The sequence below is a fragment of the Paraburkholderia sp. genome, from assembly GCF_047605525.1.
Taxonomy (GTDB): Bacteria; Pseudomonadota; Gammaproteobacteria; order Burkholderiales; family Burkholderiaceae; genus Paraburkholderia.
Genome location: NZ_JASGFN010000011.1, coordinates 175,294 through 200,923, shown reverse-complemented (window position 1 = coordinate 200,923; position 25,630 = coordinate 175,294). Strand labels below are relative to the sequence as shown.

Annotated in this window: 28 protein-coding genes; 12 read left to right on the top strand and 16 right to left on the bottom strand. The window is 64.2% G+C overall.

Annotated features, from left to right (window positions below; all coding sequences use genetic code 11):
* Nucleotides 1-218 precede the first annotated feature (218 nt).
* Entirely contained in the window at nucleotides 219-2,366 is a 2,148-nt protein-coding gene (locus QM685_RS17760) for an ATP-binding protein (protein WP_415117680.1), read from the top strand.
* Nucleotides 2,367-2,411: 45 nt separating this feature from the next.
* Here QM685_RS17760 and QM685_RS17755 read toward each other — a convergent pair whose 3' ends face one another.
* Nucleotides 2,412-2,624, bottom strand: coding sequence for a hypothetical protein (locus QM685_RS17755; protein WP_415117679.1), 213 nt, complete (start codon nucleotides 2,622-2,624; stop codon nucleotides 2,412-2,414).
* Between QM685_RS17755 and QM685_RS17750 the strand changes: the two genes are divergently transcribed.
* Together QM685_RS17750 and QM685_RS17745 are read left to right on the top strand one after the other, a co-directional pair.
* A complete protein-coding gene (locus tag QM685_RS17750) occupies nucleotides 2,623-2,907 on the top strand; it encodes a hypothetical protein (RefSeq protein WP_415117678.1) in 285 nt (94 codons plus the stop codon). The two genes, QM685_RS17755 and QM685_RS17750, sit on opposite strands and share 2 nt — an antisense overlap.
* Nucleotides 2,908-3,096: 189 nt before the next feature.
* Entirely contained in the window at nucleotides 3,097-4,119 is a 1,023-nt protein-coding gene (locus QM685_RS17745; protein ID WP_415117677.1) for an alpha/beta hydrolase, read from the top strand.
* Between the two features lie 58 nt (nucleotides 4,120-4,177).
* On the opposite strand, the gene QM685_RS17740 is transcribed toward QM685_RS17745, so the two are convergent.
* The 3 genes from QM685_RS17740 to QM685_RS17730 all read right to left on the bottom strand — a co-directional run bounded on the left by QM685_RS17740 (nucleotide 4,178) and on the right by QM685_RS17730 (nucleotide 6,261).
* Nucleotides 4,178-5,197, bottom strand: a complete 1,020-nt coding sequence (locus tag QM685_RS17740) for a class I fructose-bisphosphate aldolase (protein WP_415117676.1) — start codon at nucleotides 5,195-5,197, stop codon at nucleotides 4,178-4,180.
* Between the two features lie 186 nt (nucleotides 5,198-5,383).
* Nucleotides 5,384-5,803, bottom strand: a complete 420-nt coding sequence (locus QM685_RS17735; RefSeq protein WP_415117675.1) for a secondary thiamine-phosphate synthase enzyme YjbQ — start codon at nucleotides 5,801-5,803, stop codon at nucleotides 5,384-5,386.
* 137 nt (nucleotides 5,804-5,940) lie between these two features.
* The gene (locus QM685_RS17730; protein WP_415117674.1) at nucleotides 5,941-6,261 is read right to left on the bottom strand and encodes a thioredoxin family protein; all 321 of its coding nucleotides are present in this window, start codon (nucleotides 6,259-6,261) and stop codon (nucleotides 5,941-5,943) included.
* Nucleotides 6,262-6,515: 254 nt separating this feature from the next.
* On the opposite strand from QM685_RS17730, the gene QM685_RS17725 reads away from it, so the two are divergent.
* Nucleotides 6,516-6,812, top strand: coding sequence for a DUF2628 domain-containing protein (locus QM685_RS17725; protein WP_415117673.1), 297 nt, complete (start codon nucleotides 6,516-6,518; stop codon nucleotides 6,810-6,812).
* A 431-nt stretch (nucleotides 6,813-7,243) separates the two neighbouring features.
* Here the strand turns inward: QM685_RS17725 and QM685_RS17720 are convergent, their stop codons facing one another.
* Nucleotides 7,244-7,474 (bottom strand): hypothetical protein, encoded by a 231-nt coding sequence (locus QM685_RS17720; RefSeq protein ID WP_415117672.1) that lies wholly within the window; start codon nucleotides 7,472-7,474, stop codon nucleotides 7,244-7,246.
* 8 nt (nucleotides 7,475-7,482) lie between these two features.
* Nucleotides 7,483-8,217 (bottom strand): hypothetical protein, encoded by a 735-nt coding sequence (locus QM685_RS17715; RefSeq protein ID WP_415117671.1) that lies wholly within the window; start codon nucleotides 8,215-8,217, stop codon nucleotides 7,483-7,485.
* A 232-nt stretch (nucleotides 8,218-8,449) separates the two neighbouring features.
* On the opposite strand from QM685_RS17715, the gene QM685_RS17710 reads away from it, so the two are divergent.
* The 4 genes from QM685_RS17710 (at nucleotide 8,450) to QM685_RS17695 (ending at nucleotide 12,548) form a co-directional block, all read left to right on the top strand.
* Nucleotides 8,450-8,695 carry a hypothetical protein gene (locus QM685_RS17710; RefSeq protein ID WP_415117670.1) on the top strand — a complete coding sequence of 82 codons (246 nt, stop codon included), beginning with the start codon at nucleotides 8,450-8,452 and terminating at the stop codon, nucleotides 8,693-8,695.
* A 362-nt stretch (nucleotides 8,696-9,057) separates the two neighbouring features.
* Entirely contained in the window at nucleotides 9,058-10,404 is a 1,347-nt protein-coding gene (locus QM685_RS17705; protein WP_415117669.1) for a sugar efflux transporter, read from the top strand.
* Nucleotides 10,405-10,713: 309 nt separating this feature from the next.
* Complete coding sequence (gene gnd / locus QM685_RS17700) at nucleotides 10,714-11,751, top strand: phosphogluconate dehydrogenase (NAD(+)-dependent, decarboxylating) (protein WP_415117668.1); 1,038 nt, start codon at nucleotides 10,714-10,716, stop codon at nucleotides 11,749-11,751.
* A gap of 101 nt (nucleotides 11,752-11,852) precedes the next feature.
* Nucleotides 11,853-12,548, top strand: a complete 696-nt coding sequence (locus QM685_RS17695) for an HAD family hydrolase (protein ID WP_415117667.1) — start codon at nucleotides 11,853-11,855, stop codon at nucleotides 12,546-12,548.
* A 34-nt stretch (nucleotides 12,549-12,582) separates the two neighbouring features.
* On the opposite strand, the gene QM685_RS17690 is transcribed toward QM685_RS17695, so the two are convergent.
* Both QM685_RS17690 and QM685_RS17685 read right to left on the bottom strand, forming a co-directional pair.
* Nucleotides 12,583-13,113, bottom strand: coding sequence for an ankyrin repeat domain-containing protein (locus QM685_RS17690; RefSeq protein WP_415117666.1), 531 nt, complete (start codon nucleotides 13,111-13,113; stop codon nucleotides 12,583-12,585).
* Between the two features lie 140 nt (nucleotides 13,114-13,253).
* Nucleotides 13,254-13,382, bottom strand: a complete 129-nt coding sequence (locus QM685_RS17685) for a hypothetical protein (protein ID WP_415117665.1) — start codon at nucleotides 13,380-13,382, stop codon at nucleotides 13,254-13,256.
* A gap of 373 nt (nucleotides 13,383-13,755) precedes the next feature.
* Here QM685_RS17685 and QM685_RS17680 point away from each other — a divergent pair, with 373 nt between their 5' ends.
* Complete coding sequence (locus tag QM685_RS17680; RefSeq protein WP_415117664.1) at nucleotides 13,756-16,149, top strand: phosphoketolase; 2,394 nt, start codon at nucleotides 13,756-13,758, stop codon at nucleotides 16,147-16,149.
* Nucleotides 16,150-16,160: 11 nt separating this feature from the next.
* Nucleotides 16,161-17,336 carry an acetate/propionate family kinase gene (locus QM685_RS17675; RefSeq protein WP_415117663.1) on the top strand — a complete coding sequence of 392 codons (1,176 nt, stop codon included), beginning with the start codon at nucleotides 16,161-16,163 and terminating at the stop codon, nucleotides 17,334-17,336.
* Between the two features lie 25 nt (nucleotides 17,337-17,361).
* On the opposite strand, the gene QM685_RS17670 is transcribed toward QM685_RS17675, so the two are convergent.
* Nucleotides 17,362-17,628, bottom strand: a complete 267-nt coding sequence (locus QM685_RS17670; protein WP_415117662.1) for a BON domain-containing protein — start codon at nucleotides 17,626-17,628, stop codon at nucleotides 17,362-17,364.
* 173 nt (nucleotides 17,629-17,801) lie between these two features.
* Between QM685_RS17670 and QM685_RS17665 the strand changes: the two genes are divergently transcribed.
* Both QM685_RS17665 and QM685_RS17660 read left to right on the top strand, forming a co-directional pair.
* The gene (locus tag QM685_RS17665) at nucleotides 17,802-18,197 is read left to right on the top strand and encodes a PaaI family thioesterase (RefSeq protein WP_415117661.1); all 396 of its coding nucleotides are present in this window, start codon (nucleotides 17,802-17,804) and stop codon (nucleotides 18,195-18,197) included.
* A gap of 156 nt (nucleotides 18,198-18,353) precedes the next feature.
* Entirely contained in the window at nucleotides 18,354-19,049 is a 696-nt protein-coding gene (locus tag QM685_RS17660) for a YceH family protein (protein ID WP_415117660.1), read from the top strand.
* A gap of 72 nt (nucleotides 19,050-19,121) precedes the next feature.
* Here QM685_RS17660 and QM685_RS17655 read toward each other — a convergent pair whose 3' ends face one another.
* The 7 genes from QM685_RS17655 to QM685_RS17625 form a co-directional block, all read right to left on the bottom strand.
* A complete protein-coding gene (locus QM685_RS17655) occupies nucleotides 19,122-19,640 on the bottom strand; it encodes an SLATT domain-containing protein (RefSeq protein ID WP_415117659.1) in 519 nt (172 codons plus the stop codon).
* A gap of 61 nt (nucleotides 19,641-19,701) precedes the next feature.
* Entirely contained in the window at nucleotides 19,702-20,745 is a 1,044-nt protein-coding gene (locus QM685_RS17650; protein WP_415117658.1) for a rod shape-determining protein, read from the bottom strand.
* Nucleotides 20,746-20,959: 214 nt separating this feature from the next.
* Nucleotides 20,960-21,838, bottom strand: a complete 879-nt coding sequence (locus QM685_RS17645) for an IclR family transcriptional regulator (RefSeq protein ID WP_415117657.1) — start codon at nucleotides 21,836-21,838, stop codon at nucleotides 20,960-20,962.
* Between the two features lie 137 nt (nucleotides 21,839-21,975).
* Nucleotides 21,976-22,704, bottom strand: coding sequence for an SDR family NAD(P)-dependent oxidoreductase (locus QM685_RS17640; protein ID WP_415117656.1), 729 nt, complete (start codon nucleotides 22,702-22,704; stop codon nucleotides 21,976-21,978).
* A 13-nt stretch (nucleotides 22,705-22,717) separates the two neighbouring features.
* Nucleotides 22,718-24,019, bottom strand: a complete 1,302-nt coding sequence (locus QM685_RS17635) for an MFS transporter (RefSeq protein WP_415117655.1) — start codon at nucleotides 24,017-24,019, stop codon at nucleotides 22,718-22,720.
* A 114-nt stretch (nucleotides 24,020-24,133) separates the two neighbouring features.
* Complete coding sequence (locus QM685_RS17630; protein WP_415117654.1) at nucleotides 24,134-24,883, bottom strand: SDR family NAD(P)-dependent oxidoreductase; 750 nt, start codon at nucleotides 24,881-24,883, stop codon at nucleotides 24,134-24,136.
* Nucleotides 24,880-25,401 (bottom strand): 2,4'-dihydroxyacetophenone dioxygenase family protein, encoded by a 522-nt coding sequence (locus QM685_RS17625; RefSeq protein WP_415117653.1) that lies wholly within the window; start codon nucleotides 25,399-25,401, stop codon nucleotides 24,880-24,882. Before QM685_RS17625 ends, QM685_RS17630 begins: the two co-directional genes overlap by 4 nt.
* Between the last annotated feature and the right edge of the window lie 229 nt (nucleotides 25,402-25,630).

Below are 25,630 nucleotides of genomic sequence, written 5' to 3'. Positions count from 1 at the left end.
GGCACGAAAGCCGCGGATAGAGAGCCACTCATGACAGAGCAATCCATGTGCCCGCCGCGGCGCGAGTGGCGGCGCTAGCGGCGTATTTGGGGAGACGGGCGGAAGTGCGGTAAATTTCCGGATAAAGGAATTAGCGCGCGAACAGCGACGCGCTAATTCTCATGCACCGTGTGCAATGCCTTCCCTGATCGTATGTAAATTTCATGGAGTGCGTGACCGTGCAGCGTGCGGAACGTGTCGCAGTCGACTTGCCGATGCCGTCGCGCAATTTTGCGGCGACCCGGCGCATGCTGCTGATCGTGCTCGCGGTGTCGGTCCTGTTTCCGCTGGTGTGCCTCGCGGGTTACGGCTATTTCGATTACCAGCGCCGCATCGCCGACGCGAACGACATGATCGACCGGCTCGCGCGCGTGACCGAGGAGCAGGCGGTCAAGGTGCTCGATCTGAACCGGCAGATGGCCTCGCGCATCATCGAGCTGCTCGGCAATTCGGACGATGCGCAGATCCGCGCGCGTCAAGCGGAGTTGCATCAGCGTCTGCGCGATATCGGCGGCGATTTTCCGCAGGTGTCGGCGATCGCGCTGCTCGGCGCGAGCGGCGACCTTCTCGTGTCGAGTATCGCGTATCCCGCGCCCGCGATATCGACCGCGCAGCGCGATGATTTTCTCGCCGCGAAAGCGATGCGCCCGCAACCGTATTTCTCGCTGCCGATGTTCGGTCCGCTGTCGAAGACCCACGTGTTCACGACCGCGATCGGACGCTCGGGTGCGGACGGTCAGTTTCTCGGCGTCGTCACGGTCGCATTGCGCAACGACTACTTTTCGCGCTTCTATCGCGAGCTGACCAATGGCGACCCGGCGCTCGCACTCGCGCTGTTTCGCCAGGACGGCAATCTGCTGGTGCGCTATCCGCCGTGGCCAGCGGGCGCGCGGCCGCTGATGCACAGCGCGTTTACCTTGGCGTTGCACGACAAGCAACTGTTCGGCCACGTGCGCCAGAGGTCGGGCGTCGATGGCGTCGAGCGGCTGCTGGCGTTTCGCCGCGTCGGCGACTATCCGCTCTATGTGATGAGCGCGTACGCGACACCGTCGATCGCGGCCGCCTGGCGTAGTCACTTTCTGATGATCGCGGCGCTCACCGCGGTGCCGTGCATCGCAATCTGGCTGCTGGTGTTCTATTCGCTGCGCCGACTCGCGGCCGAGCGGCGCGCGTGGGAACGCTGGCAGGGCGAGGTGGCGATGCGGCTGTCGGCCAAGGCATCGGGCCGGCAATTGCAGCGCATGGGCGCGCTCGGCAATCTGGTCGCGAACGTCGCGCACGATTTCAACAACCTGCTGATGGTGGTCTCCGCCAACATCGAGCTCGCGCGGCTCAAGCATTACAACGGTCTCGAGAAGGAAGTGCTCGCGGTCGAGCGCGCGACGGCCAGCGCCGAAGCGCTGACGCGGCGTCTGTTGAGCGTCGCGCGCAAGCAGCCGCTGAAGCAGGAGGCCATCGATCTCGCGCGCTGGCTGCCGGCGGCCGCGCCGCTGATCGATGCGGCGCTCGGCGACACGATCGAACTGTCGCTGCGCCTGCCCGACGATCCGTGGCAGGTGCTCGCCGATCCGACCGACCTCGAATTCGCGATCATGAACCTCGCGATGAACGCGCGCGATGCGATGCCGCACGGCGGGCACTTCGTGATCCGTTGCCAGAACAATCGTCTGGTCGGCAGCGATACGCTGCTGCCCGACGGCGAATACGTGCTGATCACCTGTTCCGACGACGGCGAGGGGATGCCCGAAGCGGTCATGCGGCGCGCGTTCGAGCCGCTGTTCACGACGAGGCTGCGCGGCTCGAACACGGGGCTCGGCCTCGCGCAGGTGCTGTCGATGTGCGAGCAGGCGGGCGGCACCGCGAAGATCGACAGCGTGCCCGGCAGCGGCACGACGGTGCGGCTCTATCTGCCACGCTATCGCGCGCGTGATGCCGAGGCGACGAGCGCGGACGCGCTGCCGGCCGCGCCGACGTCGGCCGGCGCCGTGCTGCTCGTCGAGGACAACGAAGACGTCGCGGCGGGCGTGACCGCGGTGCTCGAAACGTTCGGCTGCGAGGTGCGGCACGAACCGACCGCCGACCAGGCGCTCGATGTGCTCGCCGGCGGCGCACGCTTCGAACTCGTGCTGTCCGACATCCAGATGCCGGGCAAGCTGAACGGCATCGACCTCGCGGAAAAAGTCCGCAGCGCGTGGCCGTCGCAGAAGATCGCGCTGATGACCGGCTACGCCGACGAGCTCGAACGCGCGCGCCGGCTTGGCATCGCGATTCTCGCCAAGCCGTTCAATATCGACGAACTGCATGCGCTCGTGGCTTGCGCGCCATGAGGCTTTCCGGGTGACTGGCGCGCGGCGCGTGAGGCGGCTCGCGTTTCAGCGCCGTTTCTTCATGTAGACACGCCCGGCGTTTCCGTTCAGTGCTTCGTCGTCCATCCACGCAACGCCATTGCGCCGCGTGCCGGCTTCATACTCCCTGATCTTCCGCGGCATAGCCCTTGCTGAAAAGAGCGTGAGGTATGCGCGCTCGGCGGCAGCCGTACGCGTCCGCTTCCTTTCGACACTTTCGACACGCAGGAGAATCGCCATGAAGATCAGACACGCAGTGCTCGTTTCCACGTTGCTCGCCGCTTCGTCCGTTGCGTTGGCCCAGGGCACGGGTGGCGGAGCCGGAGGCGGCCCGGCCGGCAACGACCCGAGCGCGGGCACCAATGCTTCGACGCGCGAGGGCGGCGAGACGGGGGCATCGGGCGCGATGGCGCATTCGAGCAGGCAGCACATGAAGAAGCATTCGAAGAAGACGGCGAAACCGGCGACCGACACCACCCAAACCCCGGGCGCCAACGCGAGCAGCGATACGAAGGGGCAATAGCAAAGGCGTAACAGGCGATGCCGGGCGGCTCGCGTGGCCGCCTTTTTATTGCGCCGAGCCAATGGGTATGGCGCTTGCTGAAACCGACCGCATGCATGGCTGTCGAGTGCCCCGGCATCGAAGCCTCCGATGGGTCCGTGCGTCGTTCCGCGAGGAATTTCACTCGCGGGAACCACCAGGAGCGCTCCCATGACACTCGGAGACACACTCAAGGGCATGCTCGGCTTCGACCCGACGGGTCACGCCGATGCCGACATGAAGGCCGTGCTCGACGCACTGAAGAGCCTGAACCCGAAACCGGTCGAAGACTGTTCCGTATCCGAAGCACGACAACAGCCGACACTCGCCGACGCGCTCAGCAAGCTGATGAACGATTCCGTGTCGAGCGCGCGGCCCGCGCCGGAACGGGCGGCGGTGCGTATCGAAGACATCCTCATTCCGGGCGCGGCCGGCAGCAATCCGGCACGGGTCTATACGCCGCAAGGCGACGGACCGTTCCCGCTGATTCTGTATTTTCACGGCGGCGGGTGGGTGCTCGGCGATCTCGACAGCTACGACGCGACGCCGCGCGCGATGGCCATGCAAAGCCACGCGATCGTCGTGTCCGTGCACTACCGCCAGGCGCCCGAACACCGGCTGCCCGCCGCGCACGACGACGCGTTCGCCGCGTGGCGCTGGCTCGCCGGCAGCACGACCGGCTCCGGCCGCGAGCCCGGCAAGCTCGCGGTGATGGGCGAGGGCGCCGGCGGCAATCTCGCGATCAACGTATCGATCCGGGCCCGCGACGCGGGCATGCCGTTGCCCGTGCATCAGGCGCTGATCTACCCGGTCGCGAGCAACAACATCGCGTCGGTGTCGTACGAGGAGAACCGCAATGCGAAGCCGTTGAACAAGACGATGATGCTGTGGTTCATGCAGAACGTGATCGACAGCGACCGCGATCTGAAGAGTCCGTTGATCGACGTGGCGAGCGCGAACCTCGCGCGGTTGCCGCCGACGGCGATCGTGACGGCGGGTATCGACCCGTTGCGTTCGGACGGTGAGATGCTCGCGCGGAAGCTGCGCGAAGCGGGCGCGGCGGTCGAGCATCGCAACTATCGCGGCGCGACCCATGAGTTCTTTGGTCTGGCGGCGGCTGTCGGGGCCGCGCGTGATGCGCAGGCGTTCGTGGCGCAGGCGCAGCGGCGAGCATTTGGCGCAGCGGGGGAATGAGGATCCGGGCGGTCCGCCGGACGCGACGAAAACGACGCCTCCGGCGGACCGCCGGCACTTAACTCTTCTCCATCTCCGCTTCATACCTTCCCAATGCCGCGGCGCCATTGAGTCGCGCCCGCTTCAGCAGGGCCTGCTGCGCCGCCTCGACATTGCCCGCCTGCCCACGCCAGGCCTGCAACGGCGGCTCCTGCAATGCGCGCCCATAGGAAAAGCTCAGATTCCAGGGCAGCGCTTCGAGCCGGTTCATCGCATCGAGATTCGCGGTGGCTTCCTCGGGCGATTGGCCGCCGGACAGAAACACGATCCCCGGCACCGCGGCAGGCACGGTCCGCTTGAGCACACGCACGGTCGCCGCGGCAATCTCCGGGGTCGTCGACTGCTGCTCATGCTCCGAGCCGGAGAGCACCATGCTCGGCTTCAGCAGGATATGTTCGAGCACCACGCGATGCCGATGCAACGCATGAAACACCTCGTGCAGTACTGCCTCGGTCACTTCCGCGCAGCGCCCGATCGTGTGATCGCCGTCCATCAGCACCTCGGGTTCGACGATCGGCACGATGCCGGCTTCCTGGCTGATCGCCGCGTAGCGCGCGAGCGACTCGGCGTTGGCTTCGATCGCGGCCCAGCCCGGCAGGCTTGCCGTGATGTTGTACACCGCGCGCCATTTCGCGAAGCGCGCGCCCTGGCGCTTGTAATCGACGAAACGTTTGGCGAGGCCGTCGAGTCCTTCGGTGATTTCGTCGCCGGGCGAGAGCGCGAGCGGCACCTTGCCGAGGTCGACCTTGATGCCGGGCACGATGCCGTTCGCGGCGGCGAGCTGCGGGAATGGCGTGCCGTCGTCGGCTTTCTGGCCGAGCGTTTCCTGGTAGAGGATCACGCCGCTCACGAACTCGCCGAGGCCGGGCGTCGAGAGCAGCAGATTGCGATAGGCGCGGCGGTTTTCCTCGGTCGATTCGAGTCCGATCGTCTTGAAGCGTCTGGCGATGGTCGGGCCGCTCTCGTCGGCGGCGAGAAGGCCTTTGCCGGGTTGAACCATCGCGTTGACGGTGGCTTGCAGCTCGCTACGGGTGTCCATGAGATGTGCTCCCTTCGGTTGGTTCTGGAGTTGGCTCCGTTCGATCCGGTGTGCGGAGAAGAGTGGGTGACCGGTTCCTTTGCGTGACGTACTGGCGTATTGGCGGAAAAGGGCGCTTCGCTGTCGCTTGCCGCTACCTGATGATTATGGCGGCCTGCGTTGTGATTGGACCGTTCGCATGCGCCATCATTCACCGAGCAGATGCAGCACGATATCGCGAGGCTGCGTCTGGCGGCGATGCTCGAACAGATACAGCCCCTGCCACGTGCCGAGCACCATCCGTCCATGTTCGACCGGCACGGACAATTGCACCTGCGTGAGCGCGGTGCGCAAATGCGCGGGCATGTCGTCCGGGCCTTCGGTGTCGTGTTCGTAGCGCTCGGCGTCTTCGGGCGCGAGGCTCGCGAAGTAGCGCTCCAGATCGCGCCGCACCGACGGATCGGCGTTTTCCTGAATCAGCAGCGACGCCGACGTATGGCGGCAAAACAGCGTCAGCAGCCCGGTACGGATGCCCTGATCGGCGACGAAGCGGCGGGCTTCGCCGGTAAATTCGACCAGCCCGCGGCTGTGGGCCTGAACGCTTAGATGATGGATGGCTTGGCGCATGACAGATGGACGAGGCAGAAAGGCAGAGCGTGGCGAGGCGGTTCGAATCAGGTTAACGCGGCCGGGCCGATTGCACGGTGAAGCGAAGCGACGGGCGGGCGATGCAGCGGAGAAACGCCCCCTTGCGCCGATGCGAATCAAAGCGACGCGAACGCATCCTCGATATCCCCGGCGCTCCTCGGCCGGACCACGCGCGCGACTTCGATGCCGTCGCGCATCAGCACGAGCGTCGGCCACAGCTTGATCTTGAACGAACGGCCGAGCGGCCGGCCGGGGCCATCCTCGATCTTCAGATGCCGGAGCCCGGCGTGCGGCGCGAGCGCTTTTGCAATCGATGCCTGCGCGCCCTGACAATAGCCGCACCAGTCCGTGCCGAACTCGACCACGGTGTCGCCGGGCAGCGCGTCGACTTCGGCGCGCGACGGGGCTTTCGGGGAATAGGCGGTGGGGGTGGCCATGCATGCTCCGGTGCTGTACGGGTTCGGATGAAGAGATCGCGCGCCGCGTTTGCTTGCGCGGTGTTTCTTGCGCGGAGATTTGCCAAGAGTAGCAGCTATGCTGTGGGTCGTCATGGAAGCGGCCCGGCAGTGGCGCCGTGCGCGTGGCGCTCGGCTTGTTGTCGCGTTGGCGTGTTAAAAAGCGCTTCGCGCGCTGACGGCGGATCGACGCGTGGCCGATGCCTGTCGCAATTGAAAAGGATTCAGCAAGGAAAATGGGAGCACGTATCTATTTGCAGCATCCTGGAGACACGGAAACCGTTGCGGTCGCGACCGGTTTCAGTTGGGGGGCGTGTCTGCTCGGTTTCATCTGGGCGTTGTCGAAGAGAATGTGGTTTGCCGCGTTCGTGATGCTCGGGGTCAATCTGATTCTGTTCGGCATGGGTTTGTGGGGGGAGACAGCGGATCTGATCGGCTTCGTGTTGACGATTCTGTTTGGTGTTGCCTGCGGCGCGTATGGAAACCGGTGGCATCGGTGGACGCTTGAGAGGCGTGGGTATGTCGTGAAGTGAGGAGGAAAACATCTCAATGCGACATGTACAGAACCGCAGCAGTCGCGCCGAGCAGGACGGCAACCAGGTAAACGCAGATCAGAAAGAACATGAGATCTCAGGTATATATGACCGCTTTGGCTCGTCTGCGGCATTTGTTCTCCGGCTGAATTACGAAGATTTCCGCTTTTCGGCTACGAGATCGCAGGGTATCAGGCCGATATAATCTCGCCTGAATCATGCAATATGAATAAATATACGCAAAAGCATTTGCTGATGGGATGTGTTCCCAACAACTATCGGAATTTCTCGGCATCCTATCTGATACTGCTGAACGCTAGCGTGCCGTTATGCGATATTTTTTGATACATTGGGCAGCATCCTTCAGATTAACGTGCCCTGAAGGATGCTGCCCAATGATTTCTCATCCCGGAAGCTGGTTCTGGCATCCATTACTCGTCCTTAGATCGAAATGACGCCAACTCATCAATTTCTTTCTGCTCCCATTTTTTTTGCAGATGTATAGAAATGAATACTGACCCAGCGGAGAGCCCAAGGAATAATGCGCCAATAATCCATCCGATAATATTTCTGGAGGTTAGCAGAAAGGTAAGACCAAATGCCGCAAATACGCCTGCAAGAGATTTGAATATTTTAATGGACGAACGAGTTGGTTGGTTCATTTTTGCACTCATTTATAATCAATCAGGCATTGTGCCATGTCATCAGGAGGAGCATTCGAGCAAAAATGCTGAAGATACGCCTGGTCGTCGACAGGGGTGAAACTCCCAGGCACCGCTGTTTCGCTAAAATTAAGACCACTAAAACCACCTGATGTCATTTCCTTGATATTTGTAAACAGGAGATTATTATCCAAATTCATCACCTCGTCATATGTGCATACTTGATTTCCTCCGTTTCCGGTCGTCAAATATAGCGAGGCGGCATCAGTTGAAAGCGGTGTTTGGAAATTATCAAAGTAGCTCTTATACACAGGAGGCCATATATATTGAAGCGTTGGCAAATAGCTATTGAATGTTGATGAAAGATCAGATGCCAACGCAACAGCAAACCCCGCAGCAGCTGCCTCTGGCGCGATTTCGGCGAGGACCACAACTGTCGCGACTATTGTACCGGAAGCGCTTAGCAAACTTAATACATCGTTAGTATTAACTTTTTTACCCGGATCTTGCCAATCTGAAACAATTTTTAATAAAACTGCAGTTGCAGCAAACGTGTTGGTTTCAATTCGAATTGGTTGGAGCATTGGAAAGACGTTGGTGATTGTTGCAATTAAAAGGCCAGCATCTGTTTCCAAATTCAAGGGCTGCGTGTCACTCGCTGCACTAATAATGTTCGAATACATTTGCATACTATTGGAGCCATCTTCTATCCATTTCAGAACGAATTCAACAGGTGTAGTCATATCTTACTCCGGGTACGAAATTGTATTCCAAGGTGATATGGATGCCACTGGACTCAACACTAATGAAGTTGAAGCTGAGGGGGAGAGCGACCGTAGCACGTATCGGTAATAAATTACTGAATTGGCATATTTTGGTCGATATCGAGGCATGGCGATGAAGGAATTTTTCTCAGTCAGGTTGACATCGATTGAATCAACTATCTGCGAAAATGAACGATCAGTCGCGATCTGAATGGATACAGGAATTATTTCCTTTCTGCTACCAGGTTTTATCACTCTAACCCAAAATCGCCATGACCCATCGCGTAATCGCATAGCTTTATTTCCGTTTGTTAATTTATATGCAGATTCTCCTTTAGAAGAAGTGGGGTTAAATGGTGCTGCCATTCCAATTGGCACCAGAGCAATTCCCAACGTGGTAGATGTAAGGAGCCTCAAAAATTTTCTTCTTTTCTTCATGACAGATCCTATTACTTAATTGAAATGCGTATCGTATAAGTTATGAATCTGAATGCCGTCGAAAGATAGCAAGATTGTTTGGTTATTGCAAGATTGTTGTATGAAGAATTAAGGGGATTTGTTAAAAACATTCATTTAAGCTTGACCTGCGTCGCGCCTCCTGATTTGGCCTCCGCAAAGAAAACAGGCGAGCCAGCGCGCCCCATACACGCACTCCACGAATTCAAGACACCGCGCAGCGGGTTTACGCGAACCACGATCCGGGTCGATAATGCCCCGTCGTTCCGGCCCCGAACCTCCGGCACCTAATCGTGCCTCAAGGCGCGAGCCTGAAAGCGCCTGAAGACATCTGAAGGCACCCCCACCTGACCCACCCGCCCCGTGTTGAAAACTTCGCGTTTTTTCAGCCTGCTTCACATCCCTGGCTTCAAGCCGCTGGCCGCCGCCACCCTCATGCTCGGGGTGGCGATGTCGTTTACCGCCCCCTATCTGTCGCTATTCGGCGTCGAACGCGCCGGCATGACCCCATTCCGGCTCGGCGTGTTCATGACGCTGATCGCCGCGAGCGGCGTGCTCGCGAGCACGCTGGCCGGCCGCTGGAGCGACGCGAAAGGACGGCATCGACCGTTGCTACTCGCCGCGCTCGTCGCGGCCGCGCTCGGTTATCTGTCTTTATGCGTGGTGCGTGACTACCGGATGCTGCTCGTGGTCGGCATCGTGTTCATCGGCGCGGGCGGCTCCGCGATCTCGATGGTGTTCTCGTTCAGCCGCGCGGCGCTGCCGGTCCCCGACCCGGCCGAGCGCGTATTCGCGAGCGCGACGCTGCGGACCATCCTGTCGGCGGCCTGGGTGTTCGGGCCGTCGGTCGGCGCGCTGGTGCTCGCGGCCACCAGTTTCTACGGGCTGTTCCTGTTCGCCGCCGCCAGTTTCGCGACCTGCGGCTTCATCGTCTGGCGCATGCGCGAGCCGCAGGGCCATCTCGGCGATCACACGGTCGAGGACACCGCGTCCGAGCCGTCCGCGTCGATCACCGTGCCGCCGCTCACCGCGCCCGGCGAAGACGCGCACGAAACGCTGCCGGGCGTCGCGTCGGCCAACGACATCATGCGCGCGGTCGCCGCGCTCACGCTGCTCGGCCTCGCCGCGAACGCGACGATGATCGTGCTGCCGCTTTACATCGTGCACGGGCTGAACGGCTCGCATCTGGACGTCTCGGTGATGCTCGGCCTCGGCGCGCTGACCGAAATCCCGATGATGCTCGCGCTCGGCGCGAAGTCGTCGTCGCTGCACAAGCCGAACTGGCTCGCCGCGTGCGCGGCCGTGCATGCGGTCTATTTCGTCGCGATGTCGCTCGCGGGCAACGTCAGCGTGCTGATTCCGATGCAGATGCTCAATGCATTCGTCGTCGCCGTGACCTCGTGCCTCGGCATGACCTACGTGCAGGATCTGATGCCGCATTCGCCGGGACGCGCGACCGCGCTGTTCTTCAACGCGGCGCGGGTCGGCTCGATTCTGTCGGGCGTGCTGTCGGGGCTGCTCGTGCAGGCGTTCAGCTATCGCGGCACGTTCCTGTTCTGCGGCCTGCTCGCGCTGTGCGCGCTCGTGCTGTTCGCGGTGCCGGGGTATCGCTATCCGCTGATGTGGGCAGCGGTGAAGCGTTTCACGGCTGCGCAATACACGAAGCTGCTGGCAAGGCGCGGAGCACGCGTGCCTGAGCGTAGCGAGTGAGCGAGGCGGGGCCCACGCCGACGAATGAGATGGACGCGGAGTGTAAGTCCAGGTGTAAGTCGATAGTCAGCCGGCGCCGTTCCTTCGCTGACATTACAACGCGCAAGCGAAGGTATACCGCGCCTGCGCGGAACTTCACGCGACACCGCGCCTCTGCAACAAGGTGCGGCGTTTTCGGCGCATGCGGCGAGCACCGCTTCACAGCGCCTATGCTTAAGGGCAGCTACGCTGTGTCGAACAGGTGCGCGCCGCGGCAGCAACATCGCTACAACACCACGACCTGAACACCAGCATCTTCCGGAGCGAGCTATGCAGCTAGGCATGATTGGATTGGGACGGATGGGCGCCGACATGGTACGGCGCCTCACGAAGGGCGGTCAGCAGTGCATCGCGTACGACGTGCAGCCGGCGGCCGTCGAAAGGCTCAAGCAGGAAGGCGTGGCGGGCGCGGCGTCGCTCGAGGATCTCGTCGCGCAACTCGCCAAACCGCGCGCCGTGTGGCTGATGGTGCCCGCCGCGGTGGTCGACGCGACGCTCGACAAACTCGTGCCGCTGCTCGAGCCGGGCGATATCGTGATCGACGGCGGCAACTCCTACTATCACGACGACATCCGCCGCGGCCAGCAACTCGGCGCGCGCCAGCTTCACTATGTCGACGTCGGCACGAGCGGCGGTGTCGCGGGACGCGAGCGCGGCTACTGCCTGATGATCGGCGGCGAGGCCGAAGTCGTGAAGCGGCTCGAACCGGTTTTCTCGACGCTCGCGCCGGGCGCGGGCGCCGCGGCCGCGACGCCGGGCCGGGCCGCCGGCGCGAGCACCGCCGAACAGGGCTTCCTGCATTGCGGCCCGCAAGGCGCCGGGCACTTCGTGAAGATGGTCCACAACGGCATCGAATACGGCCTGATGGCCGCCTATGCCGAAGGTCTGAACGTGCTGCGCCATGCGGACGCCGGCCGGCATGCGCGCGAAGTCGATGCGGAGACCTCGCCGCTGCGCCGTCCCGAGCTGTATCAGTACGATCTGAATCTCGCCGACATCGCCGAAGTCTGGCGGCGCGGCAGCGTGATCGGCTCATGGCTGCTCGATCTGATCGCCGGCTCGCTCGCGAGCGACGCGCAGTTGACGAACTACACGGGCCGCGTATCGGATTCGGGCGAGGGGCGCTGGACCGTCGCCGCGGCAATCGACGAAGGCGTGCCCACGCCGGTGCTGAGCGCGGCGCTGTTCGCCCGCTTCAGTTCGCGCGGCGATGCGGACTTCGCGAATCGCGTGCTGTCGGCGATGCGGCACGATTTCGGCGGCCACGCCGAGAAGCCCGCCGCGCCGGATGGCGGGCAGAACGGCTAGCCGGTGTGCAATACGCGGCCGAAAGACGGGCCGAAAGACGCCGGGAAAAATAACGCCGATCCGGCAGACCATCCACGCGAACCCAGCCCCAAGGAGCCACGATGCCCGCCACCCCCGCCACGCCGCACGACGTCGTGTTTCTGTTCGATTGCGACAACACGCTGCTCGACAACGATTCCGTACTGCGGGATCTGCGCACGCACATGACGCGCGAGTTCGGCGAGCAGAACAGCGCGCGCTACTGGGAAATCTTCGAGAACCTGCGCGCCGAGCTCGGTTACGCCGACTACCTCGGCGCGCTGCAGCGCTACCGGATCGAGCGTCCGCGCGACACGCGGCTGCTGCTGATGTCGTCGTTCCTGATCGAGTATCCGTTTGCGAACCGGCTCTATCCGGGCGCGCTCGATGCGTTGCGGCATGTGGCGAGGCGCGGGCCCACGGTGATCCTGTCCGACGGCGACGTCGTGTTCCAGCCGCGCAAGATCGCGCGCTCGGGCCTGTGGGATGAAGTCGAGGGGCGCGTGCTGATCTACATCCATAAGGAACAGATGCTCGATCAGGTGAAGGACTGCTATCCGGCGCGCCATTACGTGATGGTCGACGACAAGCTGCGGATTCTCGCCGCGATGAAGAAAGCGTGGGGCGCGGAATTGACGACCGTGTTTCCGCGCCAGGGGCACTATGCGTTCGATCCGAAGGAGATCGCAAACAATCCGCCCGCCGATGTGACGGTCGAGCGGATCGGCGAGCTGGCGGATATCGATGTGGATACGCTGCTGCGCGGCGCGAAGGAGTAGGCGCGGGGGCCGGCGGTTTTCTGCCCGCCGCGCGTCACGTCCCCAGCGATTTCAGCCGCGCGAGCGTATCGCCGGCGCCCATGCGCGCCGCGGCGTCGGCCGCGCTGACGCCGTTCGCGTCGCGCGCATGCGGGTCGGCGCCGTGCGCGATCAGCAGATCGACGATCGCCGTGCGGTTGAACATCGCCGCGATCATCAGCGCGGTGCGGCCATCGGGCGACGCGCCTTCGACGTCGGCGCCGTGCGCGAGCAGGGTCTCGATCACGTTGTCGAAGCCCTTGAACGCGGCGCCCGCGAGCGGCGTCTGGCCGGCGTCGTTGCGCAGGTTGGGGTCGGCGCCCTGGTCGAGCAGCGTGCGCACCGCGTCGGCGTGACCGTGGTAGCTCGCGAGCATGACGAGGCTGTCGCCGCGTTCGTTGCGCAGGTTCGGCGGCACGCCTTTTTCGATCACGGCGGCGAGCATCGTCGCGTCGCCGCGCCGCGCGAGATCGAAGACTTCCTGCGCGAGCGCCTGCAGTTCGGGATCGGGTTGCGAAGGCGGGAGGTTATTGGCGTGGTCGGTCAATGGAGTCTCCTTGCGATGGCTGCGGGAACGACGAACAGGCGCGCACGGCAGCGGTGCCGCGACCTTTCGCCCAGCATACCCATTTTGCGCAGCCGGCGCGGGCGAGGGCGCCGCCCGCCGATGCCCACCGATGCGATGCGTTACCCGTGGCCGAACAGCTTGACCAGCAGTCCGAACACGCCGATCAGCACGGCGATCGCCGCGCACGGCAACACGAGCGCGAGAACCAGGATCATGAGTACTTTGAGCGGACTGGGAGATGTCGACATGGCGGCCGTTAACCTGAGGCGAGGAAACGCAAAAAAGGGAGCACCGGACGCAGCGGCGACACAGTACCAATGCATCGTGAATAGCGACACACGCGATTCGCGGACTGACTCACGCACGTCCAGTTCGAGCAGCTTAATGCATTCGCCGCGCGCACCGCAGCTTCGCGGCGATTGCGCCGAACCATGCGGCGCGGGGCCTGTCACAACCGCTGACGGACGCAGGCGCCGATCGGCGCCCCGGGCACACGCGTCGCGCGGTCCCGCGTCCAGTTTTTGCGCCCACCGCCTTCCGAACACCCACCGCGACCACCGCGGCACGAACCGCCACACCATCCGCCAACCCGCCTGACAGTCCTTTTCGAGGAGTGACGCCATGGCCGAATCAACCTCGCATCCCGCCCCGCCACGAGTTCTGGACCCCGACACGCTGCGCAACATGGATCGCTACTGGCGCGCGTGCAACTATCTGTCCGTCGGCATGATCTATCTGCGCGACAATCCGCTGCTGCGCGAACCGCTGAAGCCCGAGCACATCAAGAACCGGCTGCTCGGTCACTGGGGATCGGACCCGGGGCAGAGTTTTCTGCTCGTGCATCTGAACCGGCTGATCCGCCAGCTCGATCTCGACATGATTTATCTGTCGGGTCCCGGTCATGGCGCGCCGGCGAGCCTCGCGCACTGCTATCTGGAAGGTCACTACTCGGAGGTCTATCCCGATCGCGGCGAGGACGAAGCCGGCATGCAGCGCTTCTTCCGGCAATTCTCGTTTCCTGGCGGCATCGGTTCGCATTGCACGCCGGAAACGCCGGGCTCGATTCACGAAGGCGGCGAACTCGGCTACAGCCTGTCGCACGGCTACGGCGCCGCGTTCGACAATCCCGATCTGATCGTCACCGTGATGATCGGCGACGGCGAAGCGGAAACCGGGCCGCTCGCCACCTCATGGCATTCGAACAAGTTCCTCAACCCGATCCGCGATGGCGCGGTGCTGCCGGTGCTGCACCTGAACGGCTACAAGATCGCCAATCCGACGCTGCTCGCGCGGATTCCGCGCGAGGAACTCGAAGCGCTGCTGGTCGGCTATGGCCACAAGCCCTATTTCGTCGAAGGCGACGATCCGGACACGATGCATCAGCAGATGGCCGCGACGCTCGAGCAGTGCATCGGCGAAATCCGCGCGATCCAGCAGCATGCGCGCCGGAACAACGACACGACACGGCCGCGCTGGCCGATGATCGTGCTGCGCTCGCCGAAGGGCTGGACCGGGCCGAAGGAAGTCGACGGCCACAAGGTGGAAGGCTCGTGGCGCGCGCATCAGGTGCCGGTGCCCGATCCGGCGACCAATCGCAAGAGCCTGAAAATCGTCGAGGAGTGGCTGCGCAGCTACGGGCCCGAGACGCTGTTCGACGCGAACGGGCGGCTCGTCGACGAACTGCGCGCGCTCGCGCCGGAAGGCGCGCGCCGCATCAGCGCGAATCCGCACGCGAACGGCGGGCTGCTGTGCAAGGCGCTCGACATGCCGCCGTTTCGCGACTACGCGGTCGCGGTGAAGCAGCCCGCCTCGTCGTACACGTCGCCGACCGGAGTGCTCGGCACGTTCCTGCGCGACGTGATGCGCAGGAACATGACCAACTTTCGCCTGTTCGGCCCCGACGAGACCGCGAGCAACAAGCTGCAGGCGGTCTACGAAGCGTCGCCGAAAACCTGGCTCGCCGATCTCGAACCCAGCGACGCCGACGGCGGCGACCTGTCGCCCGCCGGCCGCGTGATGGAAATGCTCAGCGAGCACACGCTCGAAGGCTGGTTCGAAGGCTATGTGCTGACCGGCCGCCACGGTCTGTTCGCGACCTACGAGGCGTTCGTCCACGTGATCGACTCGATGTTCAACCAGCACGCGAAGTGGCTCGAAAAAGCCAAGCGCGAACTGGGCTGGCGGCAACCGGTGCCGTCGATCAACCTGCTGATCACGTCGCTCGTCTGGCGTCAGGATCACAACGGCTTCACGCACCAGGACCCCGGTTTTCTCGACGTCGTCACGAACAAGAGCCCGGACGTCGTGCGCATCTATCTGCCGCCCGATGCGAACTGCCTGCTGAGCGTCGCCGATCACTGCCTGCGTTCGCGCGACTACGTGAACGTGATCGTCTCCGACAAGCAGCCGCACCTGGACTATCTCGACATGGACGCGGCCGTCACGCATTGCACGAAGGGCATCGGCATCTGGGACTGGGCGTCGACCGATCAGGGCGTCGAGCCGGACGTGGTGGTCGCCTGCGCGGGCGACATCGCGACGATGGAGGCACTGGCCGCCGTGCAGATCCTGAAGGCGCGCTTCGCCGCGCTGAAGATCCGCTTCGTCAACGTGGTCGATCTGTTCCGCCTGATGCCCGAGCACGCGCATCCGCACGGCCTGTCCGATCGCGATTTCGATTCGCTGTTTACGACCAGCAAGCCGGTAATCTTCAACTTCCACTCGTATGCGTCGCTCGTGCACAAGCTCACGTACAACCGCAAGAATCACGAAAACATGCACGTGCACGGCTATCACGAGAAGGGCAACATCAATACGCCGCTCGAGCTCGCGATCATCAACGGAGTCGACCGCTTCACGCTGGCGATCGACGTGATCGACCGCGTGCCCATGCTGCGCGGCGTCGGCGATCACACGAAGGAATGGCTGCGCGGCCAGATCATCGAGCATCTCGCGTATGCGCACGCGGAAGGCATCGACAAGGAGGAAATCCGTAACTGGACGTGGCAGGACTGAGCGAGGACACCATGCACAACCACGCTCAGGAGCAAACGATTCTGGTGCTGAACAGCGGGTCGTCGTCACTGAAGTTCGGACTGTTCGCGGAGGCGGGCGGCGGCGGAAATAACGACGGGAGCGACAACGAAACGCTGCTGCTCGCCGGCGCGGCCGAAGGCATCGGCCGCGACGACGGCAGCCTGCGCGTCAAAACACCCGATGGCCGCGTGCTGTTGCAGCAGAAGCAGACGCTCGAATCGCAGACCGATGCGCTGCAAAAGCTCTCGCAGGTGCTCACCCAGCAGCATCACGCGCGGCCCGCGGCGGTTGGGCATCGGGTCGTGCATGGCGGTCCGCATCTGCGCACGCACCAGCGCATCACCGGCGACGTGCGGCGCCAGTTGCGCGACGCGCTGCACTTCGCGCCGCTGCATATTCCTCCCGCGCTCGCGCTGATCGACGAAGCCACGCAGATCTTCGGCGACGCCACGCATTTCGCGTGCTTCGACACCGCGTTTCATGCGACGCTGCCGCCGCGCGCGGCGCAGCTCGCGTTGCCGCGCCGGTACGCGCAGGCCGGCGTGATTCGCTACGGCTTTCATGGCTTATCGTATGAATCACTCGTCAGGCAGCTAGGCGCCGCGTTGCCGCGGCGCGCGGTGTTCGCGCATCTCGGCAACGGCTCGAGCGTGTGCGCGCTGCTCGACGGCCAATCGGTCGATACGTCGATGGGTCTGACGCCGACCGGCGGTATCCCGATGGGCACGCGCTGCGGCGACCTCGATCCGGGCGTGCTGCTGTATCTGATGCGCGCGGAACAGCTCGACGCCGATGCGCTCGAAACGCTGCTCAACCGCTACGGCGGCCTTGCCGGTTATAGCGATGGCGAGAGCGACATGCAGGCGCTCGAAAAGCGCGCGGCGGCCGGCGACGCGCGGGCATCGCTCGCGCTCGATGTGTTCGCGACCGCCGTGCGCAAGACGATCGGCGGGTATGCGGCGTTGCTCGGCGGAATCGATCTGCTGGTGTTTACCGGCGGGATCGGCGAGCACAGCGCGCCAGTACGCCGGCTCGTGTGCGAAGGGCTCGCGTTTATGGGGCTGGTCGAGAACGATCCCGCGGGCAAGGTGAGGGTGCTGCAAACCGAGGAGGAAAAGCAGATCGCCCGGCATTGCCGGGCGTTGATGCGAAGCGGCGCGGGATGACGCGCACCGGCACGGAGAGCACGCGTCAGGCCGTTCTGATCACGGTGCGGTCCGCGACGCCCGTCACGCCGAACAGCCGCGTCACGTCTTCGAGCATCGCGACGCGCTGCTGCTCGCGCTGCAGTTCGCCCGACAGCGTGATGCGGCCGCGCGCGACTTTCACGCACACGGCGTGTGGCGGGACCGCGGCATCCCATGTGAGGCGGCGGCTCGCTTCGGCGGCGATCTGCGCGTCGGCGAGGCGCGTTGTCGGACAGGCGGTTTCTCCCGAGCTGGGGTGCATGGATCGCATGAGTCCTCCACATGACAGGCGCTGATGCAGGAACACTAACACTAGCAGATGCGGCGGGTTTTGCCCGCGTACCCGACACGCGCGACAGCGCACGATCCACGCCGGGTACGCCGCTGCCGCCAGGCGATCGCGGGTATGCTGACGTCTCATCCAGAACAGCCGGGGCCCGAACCATGTCCGATCTTCCCATCGACAACCCGTTTCTCGAATCGCTCGGCGTGCGTCTCACGCACTGGCGCGATGGCTACGCGGAGCTGCTGATGCCGATCGACCCGAGCAAGCTCAATCGCCAGGGCGTGCTGCAAGGCGGCGCCATCGCGACGCTGCTCGACGCGGCGGCGGGCTACGCGGGGCTCTATGCGCCAGCCGGGCAACCGGCGCGCCACGGCTTCACGTTATCGCTGACCACGAATTATCTCGACAAGGGCCTCGGCGCTTCGGTCACCGCGAAGGGCTTTCTCGAACGTTCGGGCCGCTCGATTTTCTTTTCGCGCGCCGAGGCGTGGGTGGACGGCAAGCTGTTGATCGCGAGCGCGCAAGGCACGTTCAAGTATTCAGGAAGCGCGTAACGCGCGAGAAGAAGAGGCGAGGGCGGCTGACGTACGAATTGGCGCGCTACCGCGGCCCGGGCCGTTTATCATAGTGCCCATCCAGCAACAGAACGCGCCGTCCGACCCTCCGGACGCGAACGGCGCGCGTACCAGCCACGAGACCTCGCTTCCTCCATGAACTCCATTCCCGATGCTTCCTCCCGCCCCGCGATCCGCGAGCTCACGTTGCTCGAAGGACGCGTGCTCGGCGTGCTCGTCGAAAAGCAGCACACCGTGCCCGACAGTTATCCGCTGTCGCTGAACGCGCTGACGCTCGGCTGCAATCAGAAAACCGGCCGCGCGCCGGTCATGAACGCGACCGAGGCCGAGGTGCTGACCGCCGTCGACGGGTTGAAGCGCCTGAGCCTTGTGCTGGAAGGCAGCAGCAGCCGGGTGCCGCGCTTCGAGCACAACATGAATCGCGTGCTCGGGCTGCCGGGACAGTCGATCGCGCTGCTGACCACGCTGCTGCTGCGCGGCCCGCAGACCGCCGCCGAGTTGCGCCTGAACAGCGCGCGTCTGCATGGCTTTGCCGATATCTCGTCGGTCGAGGCGTTTCTCGACGAACTGGCCGCGAACGAGCCGCCGCGCGTCGTCAGGCTGCCGCGCATGGCGGGCGAGCGCGAGCATCGCTGGATGCATCTGCTGTGCGGCGAAGTGAGCGTAAGCGAGTCCGCGCAACCCGCGGCCGCCGACGACGATAGCGTGCCGCTGTCCGCATTCGAGGCGCTGAAGGCCGAGCAGAAGCGTCTCGCCGACGAGGTGAGCCGCTTGCAGACGGTGGTGCGGCGCATGGCGGCGGATCTCAACATCAGCGTGGACGATCTGTGAGATGAGCGCCGCGGGCGCGCGGGGGGTGCGATTGACGCGACGCGCTCGGGTATTCAGGCGCGGCGCGCCTCTTCATGCATCGCGCCGACGCGGCCTGTCCGCGAACAACGCCCGCTGCGTGCGATAAAAAACACGCGGCGGCACGTTCGGCGAATCCTCGGCGAGCCGGTCGAGTTCGGTGCGGATCGTGCTCAGGTAGTGCCCTTCGCGGGCGTCGGCATCGCCGGCAAACACCGCTTCGAGCCGGCGCCGCACCGCGCCGTAGCGCGCGCCGGCAGCCCGGTGTTTCTCGGCGCGCTCGGCATAGCGCAGGAACACTTGCAGCGCGGCCGAAATCGCGGCCGCCACGCTGACGAGACCGACGAAAATCCGCATCTCGATCGATACCGGCGGCACGCTCAGCGACGCGAATACCGCCGTGCCGACGAACGCGGTCAATATCGTCACGAGCCAGCCCATCCGGCGCTCGCGCGTCGACAGCAGATCCGCCATGTCGTAATGGCTCATCTGCGATTCGCGCGCGCGGCGGATCCATTTCAGCAGAAGCTCGTTTTCGTCGACGGGGGGCTCGTAGGCAGGCAGGGTCGTCATGGCGCTTGCGCGGGCTGTCCGCGTTAGGTCCGATTTATCCGCTCAGTGCGTGAGGCACGCGTTAATCGTAGGAAAACGAGCCGCCGAATTTGTCGATCCGCTCGAGCGCCATGCCGGAGCCGCGCACCACGCAGGTGAGCGGCGCCTCGGCGACGAACACCGGCAGGCCGGTTTCCTCGGCGAGCAGGCGGTCGAGATCGCGCAGCAGCGCGCCCCCGCCCGCCAGCATGATGCCGCGCTCGGCGATGTCCGCGCCGAGTTCCGGCGGCGTCTGCTCGAGCGCGATCTTCACCGACGACACGATCTGATTCAGCGGATCGGTCAGCGCCTCGAGAACCTCGTTGCTCGACACCGTGAAGCTGCGCGGAATCCCCTCGGACATGTTGCGGCCTTTCACCTCCATCTCCATGACTTCGGAGCCCGGAAACGCGGAGCCGATTTCCTTCTTGATGGCCTCGGCGGTCTGCTCGCCGATCAGCATGCCGTAATTGCGGCGGATGTAGTTGACGATCGCGTCGTCGAACTTGTCGCCACCGACGCGCACCGAGCCTTTATAGACGATGCCGCCGAGCGAGATCACGCCGACCTCGGTGGTGCCGCCGCCGATGTCGACGACCATCGAACCGGTGGCTTCCGACACCGGCAGCCCCGCGCCGGTCGCGGCGGCCATCGGTTCCTCGATCAGATAGACCTGCGAGGCGCCCGCGCTATGCGCGGCTTCCTTGATCGCGCGCCGCTCGACCTGGGTCGAGCCGCACGGCACGCAGATGATGATGCGCGGCGACGGCGCAAACAGCCGCGACTCGTGCGCCATCTGGATGAAGCGCTTGATCATCTGCTGGGTGATGTTGAAATCGGCGATCACGCCGTCTTTCATCGGGCGGATCGCCTCGATGTTGCCCGGCACCTTGCCGAGCATCTGCTTCGCTTCGCGGCCGACGGCCAGAATGATCTTCTTGCCGTTCGGGCCGCCTTCCTGGCGGATCGACACGACCGACGGTTCGTCGAGCACGATGCCCTTGCCGCGCATGTAGATCAGCGTGTTCGACGTGCCGAGGTCGATCGCGAGGTCGTTGGAGAAGTAGCCGCGCAGAAAACCGAACATGCGTATTCCTGTCTTGGGGAAATGGGCGCGCGAGCGCCGGGATGCTGTCGGGGTCTGCCGCTTGCTTGCGGCGGACGGCCGGATCGGCCGTGCGAGAGGAAGAATAGCAGTTTCGGCCCGCCGCGGCGTGGATGGCGTCCGCTGTTGAGTCGGCCAGGCCGATTGCGCCGATCGGGCCGGCTGGTGCAACCGGCTGCCCACCGGATCGCCGGCACTAACGTCCGCTGCCCGGCCCGAGCCGCGCCGCGATGGTCCGGCACGCCGCGAGCAGCGGCTCGATATAGCAGGTCCGCGCGTCGTCGCGACGGCGAAACGTCGGCATGCTGATGCTCACGCAACCGACCGCGCGGCCGTCCGGACCGCGAATCGCCGCGCCGTAGCAGCAGATCGACGCTTCGTTTTCCTCGCGGTCTTCCGCGTAGCCGCGTTGCGCGGTCGCGTCGAACTCCTGGCGAACCGCGTCGAGATCGGTCAGCGTGTGCTCGGTGAAGCGTTCGAGCGGCGCGTCCTTCAGCAGCGCCTCGCGTTCGGCCACGCCGAGCGTGGCCATATAGGCCTTGCCGACCGAGCTCGACGTCAGCGAGACCCGCGTGCCGATGCGCGATGCCATCCGCACCGCATGCGGACTTTCGAGCTTCTCGATGTACACCATCTCGCCCTGGCTCGGCACCGCGAGATGAATCGTCTCCGACGTGACGTCGCGCAACTCCATCAACGCATCGACGGCCGCGAGACGCAGATCCGAGCGCTCCCAGCTATGGCTCGCGAGATTGATCAGGCGCGGGCCGAGGCCGAAGCTATTGCCGCTGCCCGTCGCGACGATCAGCCCTTCGGCCTGCAACGCGGCCACGATGCGGTGCACGGTCGGACGCGGATAGCCGCTCGCCGCGCTCAGTTTCGCGACGTTCGGCGGTGTTTGTGCATCGGCGATCAGTTGCAGCACCGCGATGAACTTCGAGAACGCGGCGGCGCCGGCGACGGTTCGGGTGTCGGTCTTCGCGGCGCCAGCGTCAGCGGGCGCGGTCTCGACAGTTGCGTCGACCGCCGCGCGGGCACGCGAGGACGGTCTGGAAGGGGACTTTGGAGCAGGCATTGAAACAGGCATTGAGGCAGGACTTTGAAGCAGGTTTGGAAGCGGAGCCCGGCCTCGGACAAGGGCAGGGCACGGGCAGACCATTATGCCTTCATTCGCTAGGCTCAACGAACGCGACGCCGCTTCATGCGATGCCGTCACGCGACGAGATAGCCGCCGTCGACCGGCACGATCGCCCCCGTCATGAACGACGCCGCCGGCGTGCACAGAAACACCGCGACCTGCGCGACTTCGTCGGGCGTGCCCCAGCGGCGCAGCGGCGTGCGCTCGAGGATCGCCTGCGAGCGGCCGTCGTCGTCCTGCAATGCCTGCGTGAGCGGCGTCGCGATCCAGCCCGGCGCGATCGCGTTGACGCGAATGCCGTCGGCTGCGTACGCGAGCGCGAGCGACTTCGTCAGTTGCGCGACCGCGCCCTTGCTCGCGCTGTACGCGGGCACGAGACCGCCGCCGAAGAAGCTCAGCATCGACGCCGTATTGACGATGCAGCCCCCCGACGCCTTCAGCAATTCGCGCGCGGCCGCGCACACGCGCATCGTGCCGTTCAGGTTGATGTCCATCACGCGCTCGAACACCTCGAGCCGATGCTCTTCGACGCGGCTGATCACGCCCGCGCAGTTGACCACGATGTCGAGACGCTCGAACGCACTCACCGCGGCGCTCACGTCGTCGCCCGAGCGCACGTCGAGCGTGAGCCGCTGGATGTCGCGATTCAGCGGGTCCGGCGTGCCTTCGGGCACCGGCAGACCGGCCGCGACGGTGTGCGCGCCGAGTTGCGCGAGCGCGTTTGCGATTGCCGCGCCGATGCCGGACAAGCCGCCGGTCACGAACGCGGTCTTGCCTGCGAGTAGCTGATTCTGGAATGTCATAGGAGTCGCCGCATCAGGTAGGTTGAGTTTCTATCGAGTCCGACAGTGGCGCGGGCGCCACTTCCTTGACGACGAACAGATACACGAGCGCCGCGGCGAACGCGACAGCCGCGCTGATCAGCAGCGCATTGACGAACGAATGCGTCTGATCGACGACGATGCCCGTGATCACCGGCGCGAACGAGCCGCCCAGATAGCCGCCGAAGTTCTGCATGCTGCCGAGCGACGCCACCAGATGCCGCGGCGCGGCGACGCTGACCAGCGCCCAGGCGCTGCCGCTCGACAGATTCACGAACAGCATCGCGAGCGACACGTAGACGATTGCGAGCGTCGTGCTCGGCGTATACGCGGCCGGCACCGTGAACGCCGCCGCGCCGACGAGCCCGACGCACAGCGGCCACTTGCGGCTGCGAATCGGCGCCATGCCGCGCTTGAGCAGATAGTCGGCGATGAGGCCGCTGCTCAGCATGCCGATCGTGCCGAACACATACGGAATCGCGACGAGCCAGCCGGTATGCGCGATGCTCAGATGACGCTCTTTCTCCAGATAGCCGGGCAGCCACGTCAGGTACAGCCACACCATGTAGATCACGCCCATGAAGCCGAAGATCATGCCCCACGTGTTGCGTAGCTTGAAGAGCGCGCCCCATTCCGCCCAGCTCAGGCCTTGCGGGCTTTCCTGGGCGGTCGCGCCTTCGTTCAGATGCGCGGTTTCCTCTTCCGTCAGCGTGATTTCACTGCGGTTGCGATAGACCACGTACCACGCGAGCGCGACGACGATGCCGAGCACGCCCATGATGACGAACATCGTGCGCCAGCCGAAAGCGAGCATCAGCACGGTGAGCAGCGGCGGCGCGATCATCGGCGCGACGGTCGATGAAGAAATGAACGTGCCGATCGGCGCGCCGCGCTCGCGCACCGCGAACCATTCGTTGACGACTTTCGCGCCGGCCGGGAAGAGCGGCGCCTCGGCGACGCCGAGCACGACGCGCGCGGTCAGAAAGTGATTGAGCGTCTGGATGAAGCCGCCCGCGACCTGCGCGATCGACCACACCAGCATGCCGAGCCCGAGCATCACGCGCGAGCCGAAACGATCGAGCAGCGCGCCGACCGGAAGCTGCGCGAACGCATACGACAACGAAAACGCGGACAGCAGCAATCCCATCTGCGACGCCGACAGATGCAGCTCTTCGCTCACCAGATGATTCGCGATGGACAGCGTGCTGCGATCGAGATAGTTGACGATGCCCGCAACGGTCAGGAAAACGACTGCGACCACCTGGATACGTTTCAGACGTGGTGACTTCTGAAGCATGTTTGTCTCCTGCGCAATGTGTCCTGCTGATGTGGGAGTAATGCTGCCGCGTAGTACGTTGAAGTGCTGTGAAGTGCGATGTCGTGCCGCGGTGCCGCCCGGAGGATGAGCACGTCAGTAGGTCGCCCGTCCTCCCGACAGATCGAAGATCGCGCCCGTGCTGAACGAGCAGGATTCCGAGCAAAGCCAGAGTACGATTCCGGCAACTTCGTGCGTCGTGCCGAGCCGCTTCATCGGGCTTTTGTCGATCATCGTTTGCACGTGTGCGGGCGACATTTGCGCCAGCAGCGACGTTTCCACCGCCGCGGGCGCGACGCCGTTCACGAGAATGCCGGTGTGCGCGAGCTCCTTGCCGAGCGATTTGGTCATCGCGATCACGCCGGCCTTCGCGGCGCTATACGCGGAGGCATTCGGCGTGCCTTCCTTGCCCGCCAGCGACGCGATATTGACGATGCGTCCGGCTCCCGCGCGACGCATCACCGGCACGACGAAGCGGCTCACGTGATAGGTGCCGAGCAGGTTGACGTCGATCACGCGCTGCCATTCGAGCGGATCGTATTCGTCGAGCGGCAGCGTCGGGCCCGCGAAGCCCGCGTTGTTCACGAGATAGTCGATGCGGCCATAGGCGTCGAGCGTCGTGGCGAGCGCGGCTTCGATCGACTCGGGTTGTGTGATGTCGACCGCGACATGGCGCGGCGCGTCGGGCGAGTCCTGAGCGCCGGGCACGCGATCCCAGTTGAGCGTCGCCGCGCCGCTGCGCGCGAACGCCTCGCAGATCGCGCGGCCGATGCCGCCGGCCGCGCCGGTGACGACCGCGACGCGTCCGCGGAAATCGTATTGGGCGACGCTGGCGTGCGTGCTCATCGGATGAACTGGTCTACGTAGTCTTCACCGAGACCGACCGACGCGTAGTGCTTGCGGCACATGTCGATCTTCGTGAATACGTCTTCGTAGCCGGTGTAGTTGCCGTACGGATCGCAATAGAACATCACGCCGTTGACCTGGAAGTACGTGATCATTTCCTCGACGTCCTCGGGTACGTACAGCGTATGCGTCTCGCCCGGCGGCTCGAATACATAGCTGCCTTCGGTGGCGATCCAGTCGTGCTCGAGATACCGCCAGCGGCCCTTGAGCACCATGCCGTGCACGCTCTGCGGGTGACGATGGCGGCTCAGCACGCCCGATTTGCGCACTCGCAGCAGATTCATCCAGTAACCCTGCGACGCATTCAGGCACAGCGGGCGGAACGACACGTTTTCGGCCTGCGGGACCCATACGCGTTCGTCGGTCGGAATCGCGAAGGGCACGACGATTTCCTTTTGCGCCTCCTTCGGAAATGGCAACTGATAAGGCGTCAGGTCGGAGTGATGGGCCTCGGGCATGGGGTGTTCCTCGCTTGATGTCCTGAAAATCAGAATGTCCATATTGTGGACTGTAAGTCCATGATATGGCTATTATCGGAACAGCTTCTGGCGAGGTCAATCCTGGGGAAATTACTGGTCGGGAACGATAAAGCGTGAAACAAGCGAAGGGCTTTTTGCGGACACGCCGCATATGATTCGCTGGTTATCGCCCTCTGCGTGATCGTCGTCGAAGCGCGAAAAAGATGCG